The 22,718-nt window shown below is 64.7% G+C and carries 18 protein-coding genes; 12 read left to right on the forward strand and 6 right to left on the reverse strand.

Going from position 1 to position 22,718, the window contains the following annotated elements:
* Positions 1 to 6: 6 nt before the first annotated feature.
* From IPM16_01540 to IPM16_01565, 6 genes are all read right to left on the reverse strand, one after another.
* Entirely contained in the window at positions 7 to 861 is an 855-nt protein-coding gene (locus tag IPM16_01540) for a hypothetical protein (GenBank protein MBK9121793.1), read from the reverse strand.
* Positions 854 to 4,813, reverse strand: coding sequence for a hypothetical protein (locus IPM16_01545; protein MBK9121794.1), 3,960 nt, complete (start codon positions 4,811 to 4,813; stop codon positions 854 to 856). The genes IPM16_01540 and IPM16_01545 overlap by 8 nt, the downstream gene beginning before the upstream one ends.
* Before the next feature lie 16 nt (positions 4,814 to 4,829).
* The gene (locus IPM16_01550) at positions 4,830 to 5,099 is read right to left on the reverse strand and encodes a WXG100 family type VII secretion target (protein ID MBK9121795.1); all 270 of its coding nucleotides are present in this window, start codon (positions 5,097 to 5,099) and stop codon (positions 4,830 to 4,832) included.
* On the reverse strand, positions 5,096 to 5,395 hold the full coding sequence (locus IPM16_01555; protein ID MBK9121796.1) for a WXG100 family type VII secretion target: 300 nt from the start codon (positions 5,393 to 5,395) through the stop codon (positions 5,096 to 5,098). Before IPM16_01555 ends, IPM16_01550 begins: the two co-directional genes overlap by 4 nt.
* 75 nt (positions 5,396 to 5,470) lie before the next feature.
* Positions 5,471 to 6,496 carry a protein kinase gene (locus IPM16_01560; protein MBK9121797.1) on the reverse strand — a complete coding sequence of 342 codons (1,026 nt, stop codon included), beginning with the start codon at positions 6,494 to 6,496 and terminating at the stop codon, positions 5,471 to 5,473.
* Positions 6,493 to 7,077 carry an FHA domain-containing protein gene (locus IPM16_01565; GenBank protein MBK9121798.1) on the reverse strand — a complete coding sequence of 195 codons (585 nt, stop codon included), beginning with the start codon at positions 7,075 to 7,077 and terminating at the stop codon, positions 6,493 to 6,495. Before IPM16_01565 ends, IPM16_01560 begins: the two co-directional genes overlap by 4 nt.
* 109 nt (positions 7,078 to 7,186) lie before the next feature.
* On the opposite strand from IPM16_01565, the gene IPM16_01570 reads away from it, so the two are divergent.
* From IPM16_01570 to IPM16_01625, 12 genes are all read left to right on the forward strand, one after another.
* Positions 7,187 to 8,701: a serine/threonine-protein phosphatase gene (locus tag IPM16_01570; protein ID MBK9121799.1), complete on the forward strand. Its 1,515-nt coding sequence runs from the start codon at positions 7,187 to 7,189 to the stop codon at positions 8,699 to 8,701.
* Positions 8,702 to 8,712: 11 nt separating this feature from the next.
* A complete protein-coding gene (locus IPM16_01575; protein MBK9121800.1) occupies positions 8,713 to 10,827 on the forward strand; it encodes a VWA domain-containing protein in 2,115 nt (704 codons plus the stop codon).
* A 2-nt stretch (positions 10,828 to 10,829) separates the two neighbouring features.
* Positions 10,830 to 11,684, forward strand: coding sequence for a hypothetical protein (locus IPM16_01580; protein ID MBK9121801.1), 855 nt, complete (start codon positions 10,830 to 10,832; stop codon positions 11,682 to 11,684).
* 169 nt (positions 11,685 to 11,853) lie between these two features.
* A complete protein-coding gene (locus IPM16_01585) occupies positions 11,854 to 13,947 on the forward strand; it encodes an ATP-binding protein (protein MBK9121802.1) in 2,094 nt (697 codons plus the stop codon).
* Positions 13,948 to 13,959: 12 nt separating this feature from the next.
* A complete protein-coding gene (locus tag IPM16_01590) occupies positions 13,960 to 14,619 on the forward strand; it encodes a DUF4255 domain-containing protein (GenBank protein ID MBK9121803.1) in 660 nt (219 codons plus the stop codon).
* Between the two features lie 61 nt (positions 14,620 to 14,680).
* Positions 14,681 to 16,246 (forward strand): phage tail sheath family protein, encoded by a 1,566-nt coding sequence (locus IPM16_01595; protein MBK9121804.1) that lies wholly within the window; start codon positions 14,681 to 14,683, stop codon positions 16,244 to 16,246.
* A 37-nt stretch (positions 16,247 to 16,283) separates the two neighbouring features.
* Positions 16,284 to 16,736 carry a phage tail protein gene (locus IPM16_01600; protein MBK9121805.1) on the forward strand — a complete coding sequence of 151 codons (453 nt, stop codon included), beginning with the start codon at positions 16,284 to 16,286 and terminating at the stop codon, positions 16,734 to 16,736.
* A 26-nt stretch (positions 16,737 to 16,762) separates the two neighbouring features.
* Complete coding sequence (locus tag IPM16_01605; protein ID MBK9121806.1) at positions 16,763 to 17,125, forward strand: phage tail assembly protein; 363 nt, start codon at positions 16,763 to 16,765, stop codon at positions 17,123 to 17,125.
* Positions 17,125 to 17,271 (forward strand): hypothetical protein, encoded by a 147-nt coding sequence (locus tag IPM16_01610; protein MBK9121807.1) that lies wholly within the window; start codon positions 17,125 to 17,127, stop codon positions 17,269 to 17,271. The genes IPM16_01605 and IPM16_01610 overlap by 1 nt, the downstream gene beginning before the upstream one ends.
* Before the next feature lie 171 nt (positions 17,272 to 17,442).
* Positions 17,443 to 17,910, forward strand: coding sequence for a phage tail protein (locus IPM16_01615; GenBank protein MBK9121808.1), 468 nt, complete (start codon positions 17,443 to 17,445; stop codon positions 17,908 to 17,910).
* 92 nt (positions 17,911 to 18,002) lie between these two features.
* Positions 18,003 to 22,010: a hypothetical protein gene (locus IPM16_01620; protein MBK9121809.1), complete on the forward strand. Its 4,008-nt coding sequence runs from the start codon at positions 18,003 to 18,005 to the stop codon at positions 22,008 to 22,010.
* 14 nt (positions 22,011 to 22,024) lie between these two features.
* A complete protein-coding gene (locus tag IPM16_01625; protein MBK9121810.1) occupies positions 22,025 to 22,714 on the forward strand; it encodes a hypothetical protein in 690 nt (229 codons plus the stop codon).
* The last annotated feature ends 4 nt before the right edge of the window (positions 22,715 to 22,718 follow it).

A 22,718-nucleotide genomic window follows, 5' to 3' on the forward strand; every position in this document is an offset into this window, starting at 1 on the left:
CCACGCCTAGTCGAGCGGAACACGGAGCGTTTGTGTGCCGCCAGCGCCGTTCGGTGCAGTGACGAGCAAACCGTCGATCGGCACGATCGCGGGTGCCTCGAACACTAACCAGCCCCGAGTCGTGACCCCCAGCGCGACCGCCGAAAGCACCGATTCGTTTTGGACGCGGACATCTGCGCGCGGGGGGATTACGCTTTGATCGCCCAACCCTAGCGCGAGTTCGGCCTCCGGCGGCGACTGGCAGATCGCAAGGCGGCACTCGAACGCCAACTCCACGGCGACGAAGCGCGCGCCCGGCACCGGCGTCAACACGCGCCCGGACGAGTCGAGGATGCGCTGCGAATCGTCCTCGACCGCGGTCACCTGAAGGATGCCGCCCTCGTAGCGCACGGTGTACAGGTCGGACGTCAGCGGACGGCTGAGATCGGGCAGCAGGGTCGGAGTGGGTGCGGGTGCGGCCTCGGTCGGGACGTCCGCGACAATAACATTGGTGCTGCGCAGATTGTTGACGTAGACGAGGATCAGCACACCAAACAGGATGACGACCGCCGCGACGACCTGCCAGCGGCGCACGATGGGCCGGGGCGGCGGCAGTTCGTCGCGTTCGAGGTCGAGCACGGTCTGGGCGAGTGCAGCGTACGGATCTTCCACCGGCACGCTAACGACCAGACTCTCAAGCCGGCGCAGGCGTTCCTCCTGATCGGCTTGGGCGTGGGCGTCTAGCCACAGCGCCATCGACGCATATTCGGCCGCGCCACCGCCTTCGGCCCGGTAATCTTGCAGCAGGCGGCGCACTTCCGCGTAGTCGCCGGTGAACAGCGCGATGTTGGCGCGAACCAGCGTGGGGTGCATGTCAGCCATTAGGCGTCCCCCGCAGCAGGTCGTCGATCAATCCGGCAGTGTCGATTTCGAGCGATTGCGGCGAGGGCGCCGGACTGGATGGCACACCGTTCTGCGATGCTGTGCGCTCAACGGCAGTGCCCCACCGCGCTGCGATGTGACCGGCGAGCGAATCGGCATCCTCGACCCACGCGATTTGAACAACCGTCAATCGGTTCTGCTGGACGAACACGGCGCGTCCGGGAAGCGTGAGATCGCCCGCATCGCCCGGCGGGCGCGCGCCGAGTACCGCCAGACCCTCGCGCCCTCCGAACGCAAAGCCGCTGCGCCGCATCAGCAGATGGCGAATCAACGGATCGCCGGCGCGGTCGAGATACCCGCCGACCCACACATAGGTGTCCTTGCGCAGCCGGATCGTGTCGCGCAGGGTGCGCAGCAGCGCGCCACCCTCCGAATTCAGGACGTCGGCGGCGAGGTCGTAGTCGTCGATGACCACCGCCGCGGGCCGGACGTCGGCGTTCAACATGGTGACCGCTTCTTCGAGCGCGGTCGGATCGGACGCGTACCAGACGTGCGGCAAGGCACTCAACGCACGCAGACTGCGCCCGCTGAAATCAACCACGACGATATCGAGAGCGTCGGGCGGGCGGACAGACGCGGCTTGCAGCGTGGCCGCCAGCAGCAGGTTGGTCTTGCCGCTGCGCCCCGGGCCGGCCGCCACGAAATTCGGCCCGTCGGCCGCCCAGTCGAGCACGAACGGAGACTGCGCGTCGTCATCCGCCACGCCCAACAGCGTGACGAGCCGATCGAGCGGTTCGCTCAACGTCAGCGGCAGCCGTACAGGCAGAGTGCGTACCGGCGGCGGTCCGCGGCGATCGGGCGGAAGCGCCGTCGCGGCGCGGCTCATATCGGCCGCGGTCTCGCGCAGTGCGAACGCCGGATTCTCGACCGGGAACTCGCTTGGCAGGCACACTTGAATGACCAACGGCGTAACGCCGGATATGACCCCTCGTCCGGGCGGCAGTGCAGCCGAGAGGCGCGGCGCTTCGGGTCCGACCGCTTGCACCCAGTCGGTCGGGTGCGCCGGGCGCAGCGCCAGCCGGTCGGGGAACAACGCCCGCAGTCGTTCCGGCAGCGCGCCGATGCTGGTCGCCGTCATCACACAGCCGAACCTCGTCGAGCGCCCGCCGCTGAGCAGACGTTCGAGATCTGCGAAGTGCACATCGTAATACCGGTCGCGGAAGGCTTCGAAGCCGTCGATCATGAGCAGGGTCGCGGGGTGGTCTCGCCCCGAACCCAGCGCAGCCGTCGCCGTTTGCAGCCGGCGGAACAGGCGCTGTACCCGCTCGGGCTCGTCGCCGCGCACGGTCGATACGTGGGGCAGCGAGTCCAGCACGTCCAGCGCGCCGGACATGCTCAAAACATAGACGTGCAGGCGATCCGGCCCGTGGCTGAGCGCCAAGCTCAGCGCCGCCGTCCACAGTGCGGTGGTCTTGCCGCTGGCGGGTGCGCCGGTGACGAGCAGGCGGTCACTCGGGTGGATGATCCGCGCCTGCTGGCTTCGCGCGGTCACGTCGTCCGTCAAGCCGATCGGTGCGCCAGCCAAATTGCCGTCCGGCCACGTCCGCCCGTTCCACGTTGCGATACCGGACAGGGTGTAGGCCGTGCGAAGGGGGATGCGGTCGCCCAACGGCGGCAGCAGCAGTGGCGCCATGAACGGGATTTCGTTGATTTGCGCATAGTCGAGCACGGCCTCGACGACGCCGTGCGCCACGGTATGAAACGCCTCGCTCTCCGGCTCGTCCATGGGCTGTGTGTCGTCCAGCAGGTCGATAACGCTGCCGCCTTCCGTGATCATTTCCAGCGTCATGTCTTCCGCGTCGGTGCGCTCCACCGGCGCATCGGCGCCGCTGAACGCCGTCTGGAACTGCCGGAACACGCCGCGCTCGCCCACCTGCAGATAAGCCCGGCCCGGCCAGTCGGCGGGGAGATACGCCGCGTCAGGCCGGCGGATCACCGCGCGGCTTGCCTCGATACTCTGCACCCGGAAGCACACGCGAAACTGTAGGTTCGCCGCCATCTCTTCGGTGACGACCTCTGCCGGCGACTGCGTGCCGAGGATCAAGTGCAGCCCGAGGCTGCGGCCAAGCTGCGCGACGCGCACCAATTCGGCGAGAAAGTCGGGAAAGTCGCGAGCAAGCTGCGCGAACTCGTCCACGATGACGAACACGTGCGGCAGCATGCGATACGACGGCGACGCCATCTGGGCCGCGGTGGTCGTATACGTGCGGTGGTACTGCGTGATATCACGCACGCCCAGTTCGCGCATGACCGCCTGCCGGTTCACGATTTCGGCCTTGAGGGCTTCAAGCACACGCTCGACCATCGCGCCGTCGAGGTTGGTCACCAGCCCGACCGTGTGCGGAAGCCGCGCGAAGTGGCCGAACGTACTTCCGCCTTTGAAGTCGATCAGCAGCAGCGTGACGAGGCGCGGGTCGTGTTCGATCACCAGCCCGCAGATCAACGTCTGCAACAGCTCGGACTTGCCCGACCCGGTCGTGCCGGCGACCATGCCGTGCGGGCCGTGCTGGCCTTCCGCCACGTCGAGGTCCACGACGCTGGTGCCGCCTTCGCGACCGATGCGCACGGGGCGGGGCAGGACTCCTCCGCGCACCGGCGCGCGCCACCGAACGCCGATCAGCGGCTGAAGGTCAGCGGGCAGCGACGCGCCGTACAGTTCTAGGAAATCGACGATGCGCGGCAGGCGGCCCTCGTCCGGCGCGTTGACCGGAACCGCCGCCATCGCGCGGGCGGCCCGCCCGGCATCTGCACCGCTGATGCCTTCTACCAAGCCGGAAATCTCTCGTCCGTTAACGAGGTACGCGGCGCGGAAGCGCCCGTCGGCAGTGACCGTGATCTGTGTGGCGCAGTCGCCCGGAAGCCCCTGCCCGGGTGGCGCGATTACCAATGCGGACGCGCCGAGCGCCGGGCCATCCAGCAGGATGCTGCGCAGTGCATCGACGCGGTTGGAGTCGTCCATGTCGATTACCAGCAGCAGGTGCGGCGTGCGCGTCACCGCCTCTCGCCGTTCGTTCAGCGACTGCATCAGTACTGCGCTCAGCGACCGGGCATTGTCGGGGCCAAACGCCAGCAGATCGGCGGTGCCGCCTTGCTGCGTGGTGCTGGCATGCGGCAGCCACTCCATCCATCGCCAGTCCTCGGCGGTGGCGTTCGGCGCGATGAGGTGGATGCGAAGCTCCGAAGGCGCATGCAGCAAGGCGAGCTGAATGACGGCGGATCGCACGACGGTCATCGCTTGCGCCCGCGGGCCGGCAATGCCCGCGCTGCCGTCCAACAGGCGCACAGCGGCAGGCGCGTTCGGCAGCATCCGGTACTGTTCGGCCAGCGCAAGCGCGTGAGTCAGCAGGGGATGGGCGCGGTCGGGGTCGGGGGCGGAAATCCGGACAGGCGACGGCAGCGATGCGGTGCCGACGCGGAAGGCTGCAAAGTCGGTGTCACCCGGCCGCCTAAGCACCAGCCTCCCGGCCCGATCTGACGCGGCATCAACCAGCACGTACGCCGGTGGAAAGGCGGCTTGCGAGATCGCGCGCTGTGCATCATGGGCTGCCTGCAAGCGCGCGCGCTTGTAATTGAGGCTGCGCAGGTAGCCGATCCGAAGCTCCTCACGGCGGCGATCGTACGAGCGGCGGCGGACGCGGCTGGCGTATACAGCGACCAGCACCGACAGCCCGGCCAGCGCGATCAACGGCAGGGCAGACTCAAGCCCGCCGCCCCCGCCAAATGCCCGCACGGTATAGAACAGCGCCAGCGTGCCGATCGCGGCCAGCGGAAGCACAGCCAGCAGCAGGCTCTGGTCGGGCGGGTCGGGATATGCAGGTGGAGCAGGAATTTCAACCGCGAGGTCGGGCAGCGGTGGAAGCGGCGCACGGGTCAAGCGAGGGGCTGGCGGCATTTCGGAAGCGGGAACGCTAGAACGACTCGTCGGCCAACTGGATGCGACGCGCCTGATCCTCAAGCTCGGCGGCGAAGCTTTCCAGAATGTGCACCCACTGCTCCATTTCCGGCAGCGTCTCGTTCCACACGGTGAAGAACCGTTCGGCGCGGCGACCCATCCACTGCAAGCTCTCGACGGTCGACTTCAGCGTGCGAATCTCGGCGCGGATGGTGTCGGCTTCCTGCCGGATGCGACCGGCACGGTGAACCAGTTCGGTGTAGGGGACACGAACCCAATCGCTCATAGTCGGCCTCCGGGCTGGCTGGCGCGCGACGCGATCTCGATGTCATCGGCCGAAGCATGCAGGCGATCACGGAACGCCGCCAGCTGCTCGAACGTCTCGCGCAGTTTAGGCGTTAGGCGGTAAAACTCGGCGCGGAACGCCTCGGCGCCGACGCTCATGAAACGATCCGGCCCCAGCGCGCGAATCTCGGTTTCAATCGCGTCGATGCTGCGCTGTACCTGACCGGCAGCACTGCCCAGTTGTTCTGCGGCGTCGCGCATTTGTTGGATGCGCGCGGTCAATTCTCCCGAGTTCATGGCGGTCATCCTCGTCCGTGGTGTCTATGAGCATACCACGTTCGCCCCCATCCCTGTCGAAATTGACTCGTGCGATCAGGCGGGCCGAGTCAATACGAGGATGGCGATCACAGCCGCGATTATGAGCACGGCGATCAGCCACACGGGAATCGATCGTGTGCGGCCCGCACCGACGTTAGTGTCGTAGAGCGCGCCGACCTCCTGCGCCGTGTGCGTGGCTCCGAATGTATCGGGCTGTGCGTCCGGTGCGTTGGACTCCAGCGATTCGGGAATGCATGCGCTGATCGCCAGCATCCAGTCGGCCAACGTCGTGCCGACTGCGCCAAAGTTGGTAAACGCGGCGGTGAAGAGGTCGTCCAGCCCGACCAGATCGGCGGCGCGCAGGTTGGGCGGAAGTTCGCGGGTCGGCACGCGCGACAGCCGTCGCCAATCGCCCGCCACAAGCCGGTCGCCAGCGCGCTTGCGCAAGTCGAGCGGGTCGATCTGACGATCCTTGGCCCGCAAGATCGGGTGCGCGCCAAACAAAATCTCGTAGGCGGTAATGGCGAAGCCGTAGTTGTCGCGCTCCGGCCCCAGCGGGATCTCTGGCGGCGGCAGGTACGCGGCGGTGCCCGCGTCTGGCTCAGGGGGATTGGGCGCGCCGGCAGAGCGCGCCACGCCGAAATCGATCAGAACTGGCGGGTCGGCAGTGGTGACGTGGGCCGGCTTCAGGTCTCCGTGGATTACCCCTTGCGCATGCAGAACGTCGAGCGTTTCGGCGATGGCGCGCAGGTCGGCGAGCCGTTTGCCAAGCGGGATATCCCACAACCGTGCAGCGCGCAGAAGATCGCCGTACGTCTCCGATGGTTCGGGTGTCATCACCAGAATGCCGGCATCGGCATTCCACTCGAGCACGCGTGGGATACTCGGATGATTGAGTTTGGCGAGCACAAACGCCTCGCGAGCAAGGCTGACGCGCGCTGGATCGGAGTCGGCAAAGGAGGCTTTGAGCGTGGCGTTCGTGCCATGCCGCCGCACCGCCCAAACCTGCCCCGCAGCCCCTTGTCCAACCTCGCGCACGGCAATCCAGTCGCCGAACGTGGCGCGGGTAGGCTTGCTCATACGCGGGTGTTCTGAACCGGTTCTTCCGTCGGGGCAGGGCGCTTGTCGCCGGGCAGCTCGAACCGGATCACGATATGCTGCCCGAACTGAATCTCGTCGCCATTGTAGATGCGGAAGCGTTGGCCGGGCGGGAGCGGCTGCAGCTTACCACCAGCCCGCAAGCCGGTCCCGTAGCTGCTGTTCAAATCGGTGAGCGTGTATTCGCGGCGCGAATCGACCCCGTCGAACTGTGCGTGGCGGCGCGAAATGCTGCGCTCGTCAAGCGCAACGTGGATGTTGTTCTCGGGGTGATAATAGCGCCCCATGATGAAGCTGCTGCTTGGAAGCGGAATCTCGTCGACATTGGCAAGCCCGCTCACGATCACGAGCTTCCCGCCGGTCACCGGGGCGGGCTGCTGCTTGGCGTCGATACCGGCCGGCCGGGTTGGCATCACCGGCGACGTGGGCTGCCGCACCGGTTGACTGCCGCGCTTCGGCACTAGCAAAGCGAGGTAGTAGAGCAGTTGCAGGAGCGCGATCGCCCCAAGCGCCGCTGCCCCAACCCACAGCACGTATGGAATTCCCCACTGCGTCGGAAGCATTAACGACTCCTTGCAATCGCGACCCGTATTCTAGCGTCCGCTTTCGCCGCATGCGAATTTAGTCCTAGAGCGTTATAGTTGCGCGAGTGTGCTGAACCCCGGGGAAGCCGTGAACGCACTCAGCAATCTACTCTACGCCTTTCAGCGGATTCTGCTTGCGCCGACCCAGTTGTTCCGCGGCATTGGTCACGGATTGCGCATGCTTAACCCCCTGCCGGTAATCAGGCAGCAGGGTGGTCTTGTGCGGGGAATCGGCAACCAATTCATGTCGCCGTTCCGCGTGCTCGGTCAGCGGTTAGGCATCGTCAAACCGGAGAAACGCGATGTCGGCGGCGACCTGCGGGATCTGTTCGTCACCGATGCCGAGCGCGCACGCCGGCGGCCGGTCGCGCAGATCGCTCAGGTCTCGCAGATTCACTTCATCGCCGGTGACGAGCGTTACATCAGCCACATCGGCAGCGGCGCTGCGCGGCCCAACTCGACCGTCGCGCTGCCACTCGATCAACACACCGTAACGCTTGAATTGAGTCCGGTCTCGACCAATGGCGCACGCGGCCCGGTTGCACTGACCGGCGTCCGCGGAGGGCCGGTGCCCAAGGTCAACAACGCCGTGCCCAAGCTGCCGTATGCGCTGCGCACTGGCGATACGCTGTCTGCGGGTGCCACCTCGTATCAGGTCGAGCTGCTGATGTTCGACCGGACGCCGGTGGTCACGCGGGTCGATGCGTCGTACGCCACCAGCACCGGCCCGATGCGCGAAAACAACGAAGACGCAATTGCCGTCGCGCAGCACCCGAGCGCGTATCTGTTTGCCGTTGCCGACGGGGTTGGCGCGGGGCAGGATGGCGACGAAGTCAGTGCCTTCGCGTGCAAGTATCTGCTCACGGCGTTTCATCAGAACGTGCCGTACACGCTGCCGTGGCCGGACGTGTTGACCGCCGCCTTCAACCATATCAACGCAGAAGTGCGAGCGTGGGTGCGCCGGTCGCCAAACCCGGCAGGGACAACCCTGACGGCCGTCGTCCTCAAGGACTGGACGGCGTACATCGCGCACGCTGGAGACAGCCGACTGTACCTGTGCCGCGGCGGCATCCTGACCCAGTTGACGCAGGACCACATGCAGCGGCGGCCCGTCGAACTGCCCACACAGCAAGCAGTCGAGCAGTTCGATCCACCACCCCTGCGCGATGTGCTCACCCGCGCGATCGGCAAAGGCGACGCGATCAACCCGCAGATGCTGACCGTCCCGTTTGTGCCGGGTGACAAGCTGCTGTTGTGCAGCGACGGCCTGACCGACGCACTCGGGCTGGACGAGATTGCCGAAGCCGTTCGCGGGACCACCGCTTATGCCGCTGAACTGCTCGTCAAGCGCGCAAATCAGAAGGATGCGAAGGACAACGTAACGGCCATCGTTGTCGAGGGCTTGGTCGACGCATACGTCGATGACATCTGGGAAGCACAGGGAAGCGATCGCGTGTTTGCTGGATACAGCCGGAACTGGTCGCTAAAATTGCGTAAGCCGGGCGACCCCGTTACCGAGGTCGGGCCGACCGGCGCGAGCTGTCTCAACATCTTGGTAGTTATTCTCATTGTCGCGGCTGCGATCTGGATCTTGAACCGGTGAGAGGCTTCTATATGCAATTCGTCCGTGCCGCAGCGGTGCTGCTGATCCTTGCCCTGCTGCTTATTGGCCCGGCCGCTGCGCAGCAGGCCGAACAGCCCGCTGTCGTGTTTGCGTATGCGTGCAGCTTCGAACGCTCCGAGAATCAGGTCGTGGCGCGGGCCGCCCTTCAAACGGAGGCAGGCCGGCCGATGGTGCAGGATGTGACACTGCTTCAGGTCCAGCAGCGCGGACAGACTGCGCCCTTGAGCAGCGATGACGTGATCGTGGAACCGCAGGCCGAACGTCCGCCGCTGCGGCTTGTGATCGTGCTCGACATTACCGACACCGTCCCGTTGGTCGAACTGACTGCCGTCCTGTCTGAAAGCCTGCTGGCCGAACTGCTGCCTGAGGACGAGGTTGCGCTCATTACGTTCGGCGATACGGTCGCACCGGTGACGCCGTTTACGGCGGACAAAGAGCAGTTCGCCGAGGACTTCTTGACTGGCCTGCGCGTCACGCCCGGCGATAACCGGCTGTTTGACGCCGTTGCCTCGGCGCTGGATGCGTTCCCGTTCGCGCCGGAAACCCGGCGCGCCGTGCTGGTCATCACCGACAGCGGGCGGCGTGTCCTCGAACAGACGCCCAGCGCGGCGATCATCGCGCAGGCCCGCCGCGACAAGACCCAGATCTTCAACGTGGCGTTCGTGTCGCGCGATCGGCCCGACATCGAAGAACTAACGACGATCAGCGCAGAGACCGGCGGCTACACGTGGTTTTATGGCGAGACTAACAATACACGGGCGTCGATCGCGTTGGCTGTCAGCGGCTACCTGGGCCAGTTTGTGCGTGCGCTCGACAGCGAAGTCGTGGTGCGGGTCAGTGCGCAGAACCTGATCCCGGACAGCGCCAGCCGTGCGACATTGGAGATCAGCGCGCTGCGCGACGATGCCAGCCCGGTCTCCGACCAGGTCGCATGCCCGATTCAGGTCTTGCAGCACGAGATCGCTTTCATCACCGATCCCGGCGGCGCGCCGGTGACCGGCCGCATCGACATCGGTGTCAACGCCCGCTCCGACCTCGGCCGCGACCGCACCCGCATCATTTTCCGAGTCAACGACGAGGTCGTGCAGACATCGAACGCCTCGGTATACACGTTCGATGCCACCAGCCTGCAGCCCGGCTTTTACACCATCGAAGCCGAACTGTGGGACAGCGCAAACAACACGCTGGCACGGACGCCGACTGCACTGCGCCTGTACGTGCAGCAGCCTTTGCAGTTCACCGTTGATTCCGACATGCAAGTTGAAGGCGGTGGGCTAGCGGGTCGTGTGTCCGGGCCGACGACCCTGATCGTCAGCGGAAGTTCCGACATCGCGCTGCCGGATGTCGAGTTCCGTGCGGCGCCGGTAGGAGAGCCGGATCGAAGCCAGATTCTCGGCACCGCCCCGTTCATCGACGGGACAGCATCGCTTCGGATCGCCGACCTCGCCGCCGAGCTGCGCCGCTTGTTCCCGGAAGCGGCAGGCGGTGGCAACTACGAACTGAGCGCCCGCGTTCCAAGTCCTTCGGCAGGCAGTCCGGCGCTGGCGGGCAGCAATCCGCTTCCACTCGAACTCCAGCCGGCCGTGATCCCCACGCCAGTGCCGACGCCGGTCGCGCCGCGCCCGCCCGACTGGCGAGTGACGATCGGCATTCCGTTGATCGTCCTGCTGGTTGCGCTGCTGGTCAACCTGCTGCTGCTGCGCGCCATTCGGCGGCGGCGGATTCAGCGGGTCATCCTCTACCCGGACAACACCGACCTCGGCCCGCAGTTGATGACCCTGACCGTTTTGCGCGACGGCGTTCGCCAAGCGCATCCGCTGACCAAGAAGACGGTGACGATTGGGCGCGGCTCGTCCAACGACATCAACGTCAGCGATGACGCCAACGTGTCGCGCCAACACGGCGCGATCTTGTGGCGCAAGGGCGATTGGTGGTATTCGAACCGCAAGGCGAATGCGCTGACGCGGATCGACGGTAAGGCTCGGCGCGGGTTCTACCTGCATCGGCTGGACGGTGTGACCGAGTTCCAGATCGGCGACGTGGTGATGATTTTCCACAGCAGTGCGCAGCAGGACATCGCCGACTTCATCAAGACCGATTTGTAGCCGTGCTTTTCAAGTTCCCGTCGGTCATCATCGTCAGCGCAGAGCAAGCGCGGGCGAATGTTGCTGCGGCGTTGAGCGCCGGCGAAATCGGACGGGTGATACGCGCGCACGTCCTCGAACTCGCGACTCCGCTGGCGATGGCGGATCGCGTCGGCGCCTGCGGCCTGACGCCGGGCGACCGTATTGGCATCCTTGTCAAGGAACCGCGCCCCGGCCCGTTTCCTACAGCGGTGATGACCGGCGGCCGCGAAGTACATATCACGATCGGCTCGACCTCGATTCACAGTCAAGGCAAACCGTCACTGATCGCCGGGGTCCCCGATCCGGCTTCGCAGATCGTGCCGGATGTCGACCTGCGGCTGGGCGCTCTTGGAAGCCGGGTCGCGCTGCTGCCCGATCAGTGCGCAGCCTTCATGTTCGACAATCGGTCGGGGCAGTGGTTCTTGGTGCCGACCGGTGGCGCGCGCGTGTTGCTTGACGATTACAGCATCGGGCAAGAGCCGCTGCCGTTGAGTGGTCAGCACACCGTCCGCTTCTTTACACCGCTCGATGACGTGGCGACGCAGCACGCGGTCGCCCAGCTCCAAGTGGCGATCGAGCGGCCGGCGGACGGCGGGACACCTCGCTTTGCACCGGGCCCGGTCGAGGTGCGCGTGCGGTTCGGTGTCGAAATCGGTCCCTATACTCTGCGCGCATCCGACAACGTGCGGGTCGGTCAGCTTGCCGATGGCCTCGCGCGGCAGGCTGAGATTGTGCTTGAAGAGTCTGCGCAAGTCATGCGGCTGCGCCTCGCCAAGCCGGAACTGAAGGCTGGCGAACTTCTGCCGGGCGAGGCCCTGTACGCTCCGCGCGGCTGACCGTTGGAGTCCATAGGACTATTGGGTGAGACACGTTACAGTCCTGATGTATTGAGATTGCGTTGGTTGCGCCGGATTCACGTTGTGCTAAACTGAGAACATCGGGTGCGGTACCGACCGCACATTTCAAACGCGCACACATTGACACTGTAAGTTACGGGGGCACTCGTTGGCGACCACCGAAACACGAGATGGCCGAGGGTCATCTGTTTCGTCAACAGGCAATCTCGCTTCACTGAATCGGGCGCTTCAGCATATCGAGGCGCTGCTGCGCACAGCCGTGGCACGCGCCGACTCTTCGGAACATGACCCGACCGATGCCCTGCGAGGTCTCGTCGTCACACCGGACGAGGTCGCCCGTTACCTCGAACATCCCGGGATGTCGGGGTTGTGGGCCGGCACCGATGCACATTTTGATGAACTTGCCCCGAACGTATTCGACGATCCAATCAGCGAAATCGCTCGCCTGAGCAGCACGCTCGATTTGCCCGTTGTCGATCAATACTTGCTGCTGATCGCGCTGGCGCCGGAGCTTGACCGGCGCTATGAGCGCATCTACGCCTATTTGCAGGACGATGTCTCGCTGCGCCGTCCGTCTATCAATCTCGCAATGAACTTGCTGGGGCGCGACCCGCACGAGCGTTTCTTGGTGTGGGTGCGGCTGATGGCCGAAAATCCGCTGCGGTACTGGGGACTGATCGAGCTGAATTCCGACCCAGCCCGCGCCAATGCCGCGTCGCTCATGCACCTGATGCGTGTCGAACCGCGCGTCGTATCCTATGTGATGGGCAGTGTGCTAGTAGACGAGCGCGTCCGCCGGATCGTGCACGTCGTTGACGACGCCGCGCCCCCGCCCGAACTTCAGGTCGGCCCGATTGCGGATGCGCTGCATGAGTGCCCAATGGTTTACTTCGGTGGGCTGCGCGAGCTTGGGCAGGTCGAAACGGCTTTCGCCTTGTGCCAGTCGGTGTCACTGCCTCTGCTGTCTATCGACGCCGGCTTGGCCACGCAGAGCGACCTGTCTGAAGACGTATTGGCGCGTGTCATTGTACGGGAAGGGCTGCTGCACGGCGCGGCGCTCTTTGTCGATCATTGGGATGCGCTGCTCGAGATGGAGTTCCGGCCGCTGTTGGCCGCGCTGTGGGACCGACTGAGCACCTATCCGCTGCCGGTGTTCATCGGCGGCGAGCGTGACTGGGAACCGCCTGAGCCGCTTCAGAACCGCCGTATGCTGCGTCTCGCATTCGAGCTTCCTGCGTTTCCGTATCGTGAAGCGCTGTGGATGAACGTCGCCAAGCAGATCGGTGCGCAGGCGGACGGTGAGGATGTCTCGGTACTGGCCGGCAAGTTCCGCTTCGGCGCGGCGCGCATCCGGCGCGCAGCGCAGACCGCCGCCGACATTGCCGCGTCGCGCGGCGCCGTACCTGACATCGATGACCTGTACGCGGGTGCGCAGGCCCATGCAACGTTGTCGTTGGGCCATCTGGCATCACGCATTACGCCGAAGACAGGCTGGGACGATCTGATCCTTCCGCCCGATCCGCTGGAGCAGCTTCGCGAGCTGTGCGACCGGATGCGGTTCGGCTACGTCGTACGCGATCAATGGGGTTTCGGATCGCGGTCGGTGCGCGGCATATCGGCGTTGTTCGCCGGTGAAAGCGGTACCGGCAAGACGCTCGCCGCCGAGGTCGTCGCGCACGAGCTCGGGCTTGTCCTGTACAAGATCGACCTGTCCGCCGTTGTCAGCAAGTACATCGGCGAGACCGAGAAGAACCTGAACTTGATCTTCAACGAAGCTCAGAGCGGCAACGCCATCCTGTTCTTCGACGAGGCAGACGCCTTGTTCGGCAAACGCAGCGAGGTCAAGGATGCGCGCGACCGGTATGCCAATATCGAGGTCGCGTACCTGCTGCAGCGTGTCGAAGCCTATGACGGCGTCGTCATTCTGGCGACAAACTTCCGGCAGAATATCGACGACGCGTTTACGCGCCGGCTCGACTTTCTGGTGGATTTCCCGTTCCCGACGCCGGAGTACCGCCAGCGCATCTGGGCCGCGCACTTTCCGCCCAACGCGCCGATTGGCGGCGATGTGAGGCTTCCCGAAATTGCAGAGGAATACCGGCTTGCGGGAGGAAGTATTCGCAATGCGGCCCTGGCTGCGGCATACTTGGCGGCTGCCGACGGTCAAGTCATTACGGCGCAGCACATCCGTAATGCCGTTCGGCGCGAAAATCAGAAGATGGGCCGGCTGCTCGATGCGTAAAGGGGAACGCTAATGCTGGACGATCTCGATAAGACGCTTGAGAACCTTCTGCGAGGCCGCGGTGGGATCGGCACCGATATCGAGATTGCATTCGATCAGCCGAACCGCGAGTGGTCTTCGCGCTTGAGCCGGCCGACCCTCAACCTCTACACCTTCGACATCCGCGAAAACCTCAAGCTGCGCTCGGTCGAGCGCGAAGTCTCGCGCAATGGGCATACCGCCACCATCACGCGGCCGGCGCGTCGTATGGATGTGTCGTATCTCGTCACGGCATGGGCACGCAAAATTGAGGACGAGCACCGTCTTCTGTGGCGCGGGCTTTCGGTCTTGAAGAGATTGCCGGTTATCCCTGTTGCTCAGACCGAGGGCGCATTGCGCTATTCCCGTTTGGATCTCCCGCTGTGGGTTGCGGAAACCAATCCCAACCACTCGGTGAATCTGGTGGACCTGTGGAGCGTACTGGACAACCAGATGCGCCTCGGGTTCACGCTGGTGATCACGCTCGAGCTGGATCTGGCGTTCGTAGAAGAAGCGCCGCTGGTACTCGATGCTACGATCCGTACAGGCCGCACGGAGGACGCGAGGACGAAGGCGTTCGACTCCGCGAGCGGCGAGATCAGAATTCCCAAGCGGCGCAAGAATGCGGAGGAGGGTGAATCGGACGAGAATTGACGCGATAACTTTCACCGCATGTTTTGCACGACTTCGTTAGAGGGAGCAAGGAGCCCAACCCATGCCAAGTTACTTATCTCCCGGCGTATACATGGAAGAGGTCGACCGCGGCTCGAAGCCGATCGAATCGGTCGGCACCGCAGTGGCTGCCTTCATCGGGTATACCGAAAAGGCGACCGACATCAGAAACGGGCAGCAGGTCTCCGTGCTCGGCAAGCCGACACTCGTGACCAACTGGAGCCAGTACGTCCAGAAATTCGGCGGATTCATCAAGGGCGCGTACCTGCCTGACTCCGTCTACGGATACTTTGCCAACGGTGGAAGCATCGCGTACATCGTCAGCCTCAAGACGCTGGGTGAAGCCGATCCCGAGAGCTCGACCGCGGCCAAGGCCACCGTCAACAGCGATGACGCCAAGCCGGCTAAATTGCTGGAATTGGCGGCCAAGAAGTCCGGCCCGAGCGGCAACAATATCGAGGTCGACATCAAGACGACCAAGCCCGAAGGCGACGACAAGAAGGCTGGCCCCGCCACGTTCACGCTGACCATCAAGGAAAACGGATCGGTCAAAGAAACGTTCCCCGACTTGACCACGGGCAAGGGCGACAACAACGTCCAGACCGTGCTCGAGACTAAGTCGCAACTGCTGACCGCGACCGTCGTCGGCAAGGCCGAGTTGGCCCCCGCGTCGGGTTCGTTCTCGCTTGCCGGTGGCGCCGTCGAAGAGAAGGCGATCACGCTCAAGGACTATCAGGGCAGCACGATCGAGCGTACCGGCTTCGGCGGCCTGGAAGCCTTCGATGACGTGACGATGCTGTGCGCGCCCGATCTGATGACCGCGTTTGAAGCGGGCGAGATCGACAAGAAGGGCGTTCAGGCCGTTCAGCAGGCGATGATCGACTACTGCGAACTGGTGCGCTACTGCTTCGCCATCCTCGATCCGCTGCCGAACTTGATGCCGCAGGAAGTCAAGGAATGGCGCCTGGAGGTCAACTACGACTCCACCCGAGCCGCCCTGTACTATCCGTGGATCGAGACCGCCGACCTGACCGACGGCGCAGGCCGCACCCGCCTTGTGCCGCCCAGCGGCCACATGGCCGGCGTATACGCCCGTGTCGACGGCACTCGTGGTGTCCATAAGGCACCCGCCAACGAGACCATCCGTACGGTGCTCGGCCTCGGCGTTCAGGTGACCAAGGGCGAGCAGGATCTGCTCAATCCGATCGGCGTCAACTGCATCCGTTCGTTCCCGGGCCGCGGCATCCGCATCTGGGGCGCGCGCACACTCAGCAGCGATGCGTCGTGGCGCTATATCAACGTTCGCCGCCTCTTCAACATGATCGAAGAGAGCATCGAGCGCGGCACCCAGTGGGTCGTGTTCGAGCCGAACGATGCGATGCTGTGGGGGCGTGTCACACGCGACATCACCGCGTTCTTGACGATGGTCTGGCGTACGGGCGCGCTGTTCGGCGCGACCCCGGACAAGGCCTTCTACGTGAAGTGCGACGCGGAAACCAACCCCAAGGAAGCCCGCGATCTTGGCCAGTTGGTCGCCGAGATTGGCATCTCACCGACCAAGCCTGCCGAATTCGTGATCTTCCGCATCAGCCAGTGGTCTGGCGACTAAGTGCAACCGCTAATCTACCGTACGTTGGAGGTGTAACATGGCAGATGATGCAGTCAACAGCGATCCCCTCGGTTCATTCCATTTCTCGCTAGAGGTGGGGCCCGTTACAGGCTACTTCACCGAGGTCAGCGGCCTCGGCTCGGAGAGCGAAGTCATCGATCACAAGATTATGGCCGAAGGCGCCAAGTCGACGATCATCCGCAAGATCCCCGGTCGCCTGAAGTGGGGCGACATCACGCTCAAGCGCGGCATCACGTCGAACATGGACATGTGGACGTGGCGCAAGCAGGTCGAGGATGGCGACGTGGCGAGTGCCCGTACGAACGGCACGATCACGATGTACAACCAGGCACTCGAACCGAAGGCCAGCTGGACCTTCACCGCGGGCTGGCCGTCGAAGATCACTGGCCCGTCGATCAAGTCCGACGCTAATGAACTGGGCGTCGAGGAGATCACGATCGTCCATGAGGGCATCAAGCGCGTCACATAAACGCGCCTGCTGCGATGTGAGGATACATGCTGCAAACGGAGTTCGCGTTCCAACTGCCCAAAGGCTATCAGGACGAGGCGGGGCAGGTGCACCGCGATGGCGCGATGCGACTTGCCACTGCGATGGACGAAATCACTCCGTTGCGCGATCCACGCGTTCGTGACAACGAAGCCTACCTGGTGGTGATCCTGCTCTCGCAGGTCATCACCAGGTTGGGCCCGTACAACCGTGTGACGCCAGCGATGGTCGAGCGTTTCTTCGCAGCGGACGTCACGTACCTGCAAGATCTGTATCGTCAGATCAACGATGTCGACGGCCATTTGATTGAGGCGGTCTGCCCCAGCTGTGGCCATGAGTTTGACGTGGAGATCCCCCTACTGGGGGAATAGTGCGCTACCCCGTAGAACGCTTGCGGGACGAGGTAGCGGTATTGGCGATGCATCTGGGTTGGTCCCATGACGACGCGCTCAAGCTCACTCATCAGGAGCGGCAGGCGTGGGTCGCGACCGTCGCACGGATGCAGGGCCGCAAGTAAACCGCGAGCGTAATGACACGGTTGTTGAAGTATGCCGTCATCACGCAAGAAGCTGTCGCCGGAAGAGTACCAGGCGCTAGTTCAAAAGATCGCGGAGCGCCTCTGGAGAAAAATGCGCCGCGAGCTGGTGAACCAGCATGACCGGCGGCCGCGTACGACGGAGAGACGTTGATGTTACCGGATTTGCTCGAAGTCCATGCCTCGCATAAGTTTGTCGTCACGATCGACGGCATCGACCCGCTCACGTTCACGGAGTGTCGCTTGCCGAACCTCGCCGTCAAGATGGACCCGGTCAACGAAGGCGGGCAAAACCTGTACGTTCATCAGCTTCCGGGGCGCGTCGAGGCCGGTACGCTTTCGCTCAAGGAAGCGCTGACCACGGATATGCAGCTCCTGAAGTGGTATGCGCAGGTGATGGCAGGTCAGGTCGTTGCGGCGTATCGCAACGTCACGGTGGCACTGGTCGCCGTCGACAATACGCCCATCATGGAATTTGCATTTCTACGTGCCCTGCCAAGCAAGTGGTCGGGGATATCGTTCAAGGCGGCAACAGCCGAGCTTGTGATTCAAGAGCTCGAACTGGTGTATCACGGTTTCACAGCGCGCAGCACCGCGCAGGGGTGGTTGCAGACCACGTAGGGGAGACGTCTTGTTTGGGGCGTCTTGATTGAGGAAGGGAAATGGCAGTCTTAGGGCGGCGGCGCAGCACAAGAGGAACGATGGGAACGCGGATGCGCGATTTCTCTCGTTCCGTCATGCGTCACTACAGCCCGCCGTCGACCGAAACGACGTCGCGCCCGGCGTCCGTCCCAGCGCCGCGCTGGTCGGCCGGCCTGCAAGACCCGGTTCCGAGCGCGCTTCCACCAGCAGTTCAACGTACGACTGCCGAATCTACGCCTGAGGCGACAGGCTTCGGTCAACCGCCGCTGCTCCCGATCGACCCGATTGGGACTGCCCCGCCCGCCGCGCCATCAGTTCCGGAATACGTGCCGCGCGAGGTATTTGTCGCCCAGCCGCGATCCGCTGCACCGATTCAGCGCGCCGAAGGCGACGACACCGCTACCGAAACGCTGCCGTCGCACGATCTCCCGACCGAATATCAGGGGCAGGCCATCCCGGTCGACTCCCGACCGGTCGATCCGGCGATCAAGAGACACATGCAGCTCACCCGGCAGCGTGAAGCCAAAGTCGTGCAAAACCGGGAACAGCGTCTCGACAGGCTCCTCTCCGAAGTGCCGGAACCGCCGGCGCCCGAAGAGACAGCGACTCATTCGGGACGGCGTATTCGTCCGCGCGGGCACATTGGCGTGGAATATGTGCAGACCAAGGCGTTGGCAGACAAGCGTGAGCCGACCGACCATGCGCCGTCGTCCACACCCGAACCGACGCCGCGCGAGCCGGAACCACGACCCGAGTCCGTGCAGCGCAGCGAATCGACCGACGACGATGAGGTGTCCACATCGGCACCGTCTGATGCCGGCACCAACCCGGACGCAATACAACGCGCCATAGAGGCCGCCGAAGCCCCTAGTGCGCACGAACCGCCCACATCCGATGCGGCAGGGCCGGCTGAAACCAACTCGCCGGATGCGTCACCGTCCGAGCAGTCTGCGGCCAGCCCGTCCATTCAGCGTGCGGTTTCAGTCGATGAAGCGCTTGCATTCGATGACGAACCGGGGCAAGCCGAGCCGGACCGTTCGTCCACCGAGGCCGCGCCCGCGCCCATCCAGCGTGCGGCGGATGCCGCTCCACCTGTACCGTTTGGCGAACCGGAACTCCCTGTGGCGCCGGAACTCTCGTCAGCGGCAGCGGACGAGGTCAACGCGACTCCACCCGAACCGCGTGATGCGGAACCAATTGCCTCAACGGGTGAAACCGCACCGCCGGTGTCACCGTCTATTCAGCGCGCACCGGCTCAACCACCGACTGCGGCGCTTCCATTTGATTCACCTGAGACAGCGCCCGATCGGCAGGCAGCCGCGCAACCATCCGACTCCGCACCGTCGATCCAGCGCCGTGACGAAGCGGGTACCCCGCCGACGCCAGCGGGACAAATCGTACACAGGTCGGCCTCATCTGAATCGTCGCGCCCTACGGTACAGCGTACGCCTAACCAAGCCGAGCCCGGTGCTCCGGCACCCGGTGAGCCGGCGGCGAGTGCGAAGCCCGCGCCCGCGCAGCCACAGGCAGTGCAGCGTGCACCAGATGCCGTTCCGCTCGTGACCGCGGCGACGTCCACGGATGCAGCGCCTCCCCCGGCCCATGTTCCGTCGGCCACGCCACCGAGTGTGCAGCGGACACCAGATGCGCCGGTCAATCTGCCATTTGACGACACTTCGTCACGTGCCGCGCCTATGACGCCGACGCCGGACGCGCCGATGCCTATTCAGCGCAGCGACGTCGAGGACGGGATATCAAAGCCGGAACATTCACAACCGGTCGTTGACCCTGCGCCAAGCGCTCCCGAGACGGCCGCGGCCTCCGTTCAGCGCGCACCCGATCTGCCCTCGTCGCTGCCCTTTGATGACCCGGAATCGACGCCGGAAACACAACCCAGCGCGGCCGCCGTGTCAGAGCCATCTCCGATACAGCGTGCCGTCGAGGACAGCACCGCCACCGGGGCAGTACCGCCGCGCGCCGTCGCGACCCATGCGCCGGATCGTTCGCCTGCCGTGCAGCGTACGGCGGATCAGCCGGCAGCACTGCCGGTCGACACGCCACCGTCCGCACCCGATTCGCGTGACCCGGAGCACGGTTCCACTCCGTCCATTCAACGGACGAAGAATGAGGACATGGAGGCGGTCAGCGCGACTGCGGCGGTCGAAGATGCGCCCCCAAGCGCCAGCGTACCACCCGCGCCCGTGGGCCAGCGTGCTCCGGACGCGCCGGCAGCACTGCCGTTCGATGCGGCGGATGTCTCGCCAGATGCGCCGTCAGGCGCACCGCCAGCGATCCAGCGTGTATCCGACGCTGATGCTCCAGTGGACGCCGGCGCGGAAGCGACTGTGCAGCGCACCCCCGACTCGTCGCATGTGCTGACGCCTGACATTTCTCCGGCCGTTTCGCAAGCCCGCCCAGCTGAACAGCAGTCGGTGCCTGACGCGCGGCGCGCGCCTGATACGGCGCCGTCGCTGCCATTCGATACGCCTGCGCCTTCGTCCGGCCCGGAGGCCCCTTCAGAACCAGAGCCGATACAGCATGCCGTCGAGGACAGCAGCGCAACCGAGCCCGATACGGCGCCGTCGCTGCCGTTCGACAAGCCTGACATTTCGTCCAACGCGGAAGCTCCCGCCGCTGTGCAGCGCGTGGCTGACGACCGTTCATCGCCAGCAGCGCAGAGTGACACGCCGGCGGTCCCCGCCAGCCCAAGCACAGCGCCCGACACCGTCCTTCAACGGACGCCGGAGCCTGCTCAAGCGCTGCCGTTCGACGCGCCGCGGGGATCGGATCAATCGACAGCATCTGCGCCCGATTCACCACTGGTGCAGCGCGACACCGCCGACAGCCAGCCCGGCGATGGGACGCTAGCAGATGCGGCGACCGAGTCGGTCTCGGCTGAAGCGACCGCACCGGCCGCGCCTGACGTAACACAGTCGCCGCTTCCGTTCGACGAACCTATGACATCCGCTGCGCCATCAGGCACACCAGATCCAATTGCGTCAGTGTCAACGGTTCAGCGCCTGCCCGACGCGCACGAGACATCGAAGCCCGAACAGGCTGCATCAGTGGCGGAGACTCCCCACGCGGTCGTGCAGCGTGCTGTAGACACGCCGGCGGTTCTGCCGTTTGAGGCCCCGGTCACTACGCCCGAAAGCCCAGCGCCTGTACCGGTTCAGCGTGACATGGACGACGACGGTGTGTCCGAGGCGCCGGCCGACGGTCTTACTGCCGCGGCGAGCGCGCCTGAGCAGCCACGGTCGGCCGTGCAGCGCGAACCGGATGTTTCAGCGCCGCTTCCGTTTGACGAACCTTTGGCGTCACGCACGCCGTCCAGCGCACCGACGCAATCGGCGTCGGCGCCACCGGTTCAGCGCGTGACTGACGTGCACGAGACATCGAGGCCCGCACCGGTCGCATCGGCCGCGGAGACGCCACCCGTGGCGGTAGAGCGCACGCCGGACACGGCGAGTGTGCTGCCGTTTGACGATCTGCCCACCCCGGCCGAGCCACCCACATCACAAGGCGCAGCCGGAACGGTACAGCGCCGAAAGGACTCGGTCGACGGACAGGTGTTCGCGGTGTCCAGCCCGCGCCCGGCGATTGACCGGCCCGATGCGCATCCGATCGGCCGGCCCAGACGTATCGCCCGCTCAACGACGGATGGGGCGCGGCGCGTTCAGCCCAGTGTTGAACCTTCCGAGCCGGTATCGCCGGAGTCGTTGCCGTTCGACCCGATCGAGCGTCCACGTCCGCCCGAGCCTCACGTGCAGCGCATGCCGGACGTGCCTTCACCGGCGAATCCGTATGCCGGAATGGACTTGCGACAGGCGATGATCGCGGCCGGTATGATTGCGCCTTCACCGCAGGTGTCCGCGGACCAGCCACCGGCGCAAGGTGCGAGTATCCAGCGTTCGGTGGCAGAGGCACCTGAACAGCCCGACGGAAACATCGGGGCCGGCACTGACGACACCACAAACGACATCGACCTCGATGTCGACCAGCTTGCCGAGGACGTGATGTATGTCCTCCGCAGGCGGCTCAGGAACGAATTCGACCGGCTGACCGGTTCGAGCAGGTAGGAGAGAAAGACGAGATGCCTACGACACGCGGCAACGTTGAAGCGGCCAAGATCACAAACCTCATTACCGAGGAGGTTGTCTACTTCCAGTTCAACCCGACCGACTTCACAATCAGCAAGTCGAACACGTGGACACCGCGCGTCGTGGCCGGTCTGAACCTCCCGTTGGTCTCCTTCAGTCAGGGCGGCCCGCAGACGATTTCGTTGAACCTTCAGTTCGACAACGCGATGGGGTGGCGGCTGCCGCCGACCGGCTCTGTCGACCCGGCTCCGACCGAGATCGTCGACGTGCGCAGTTTCACCCAACCGCTGTGGACGATGGCGCTCATTGACACGACCAACGTCGACTCGGCCGGAAAGGGATCGCCGCCGCCGGTAGCGTTCGAATGGGGCGATCTGTATTTCAAGGCGATCATCACACAGATCACCGAGAAGTTTCAGTTGTTCAGCCCTGAGGGCATCCCGATTCGCAGCTTGGTGACCATCAGCCTACAGCAGTACATCGACGAGACTGACGTTCCGCCACAGGTGGCTGCGGCGATGGCGGCCGAACAGAGCCAGACGACCCAGTTCACCGAGGGCGAACGGCTCGACAACGTCGCTGCGCAGAATGGCGGTTCCTCGTCAGACTACCGGACCGTTGCCGAGAACAACAACATCGACGACCCCAACAACGTGCCGGCAGGCACCACCCTGCGGGTATAGCCCT

Source organism: Candidatus Flexicrinis affinis (assembly GCA_016716525.1).
GTDB lineage: Bacteria > Chloroflexota > Anaerolineae > Aggregatilineales > Phototrophicaceae > Flexicrinis > Flexicrinis affinis.

Coding starts and splice junctions, on each gene's coding strand:
- IPM16_01540 (MBK9121793.1), bottom strand. CDS start 861: ATGGCTGACATGCACCCCACGCTGGTTCGCGCCAACATCGCGCTGTTC.
- IPM16_01545 (MBK9121794.1), bottom strand. CDS start 4,813: ATGCCGCCAGCCCCTCGCTTGACCCGTGCGCCGCTTCCACCGCTGCCC.
- IPM16_01550 (MBK9121795.1), bottom strand. CDS start 5,099: ATGAGCGATTGGGTTCGTGTCCCCTACACCGAACTGGTTCACCGTGCC.
- IPM16_01555 (MBK9121796.1), bottom strand. CDS start 5,395: ATGAACTCGGGAGAATTGACCGCGCGCATCCAACAAATGCGCGACGCC.
- IPM16_01560 (MBK9121797.1), bottom strand. CDS start 6,496: ATGAGCAAGCCTACCCGCGCCACGTTCGGCGACTGGATTGCCGTGCGC.
- IPM16_01565 (MBK9121798.1), bottom strand. CDS start 7,077: ATGCTTCCGACGCAGTGGGGAATTCCATACGTGCTGTGGGTTGGGGCA.
- IPM16_01575 (MBK9121800.1), top strand. CDS start 8,713: ATGCAATTCGTCCGTGCCGCAGCGGTGCTGCTGATCCTTGCCCTGCTG.
- IPM16_01590 (MBK9121803.1), top strand. CDS start 13,960: ATGCTGGACGATCTCGATAAGACGCTTGAGAACCTTCTGCGAGGCCGC.
- IPM16_01595 (MBK9121804.1), top strand. CDS start 14,681: ATGCCAAGTTACTTATCTCCCGGCGTATACATGGAAGAGGTCGACCGC.
- IPM16_01600 (MBK9121805.1), top strand. CDS start 16,284: ATGGCAGATGATGCAGTCAACAGCGATCCCCTCGGTTCATTCCATTTC.
- IPM16_01605 (MBK9121806.1), top strand. CDS start 16,763: ATGCTGCAAACGGAGTTCGCGTTCCAACTGCCCAAAGGCTATCAGGAC.
- IPM16_01615 (MBK9121808.1), top strand. CDS start 17,443: ATGTTACCGGATTTGCTCGAAGTCCATGCCTCGCATAAGTTTGTCGTC.
- IPM16_01620 (MBK9121809.1), top strand. CDS start 18,003: ATGCGCGATTTCTCTCGTTCCGTCATGCGTCACTACAGCCCGCCGTCG.
- IPM16_01625 (MBK9121810.1), top strand. CDS start 22,025: ATGCCTACGACACGCGGCAACGTTGAAGCGGCCAAGATCACAAACCTC.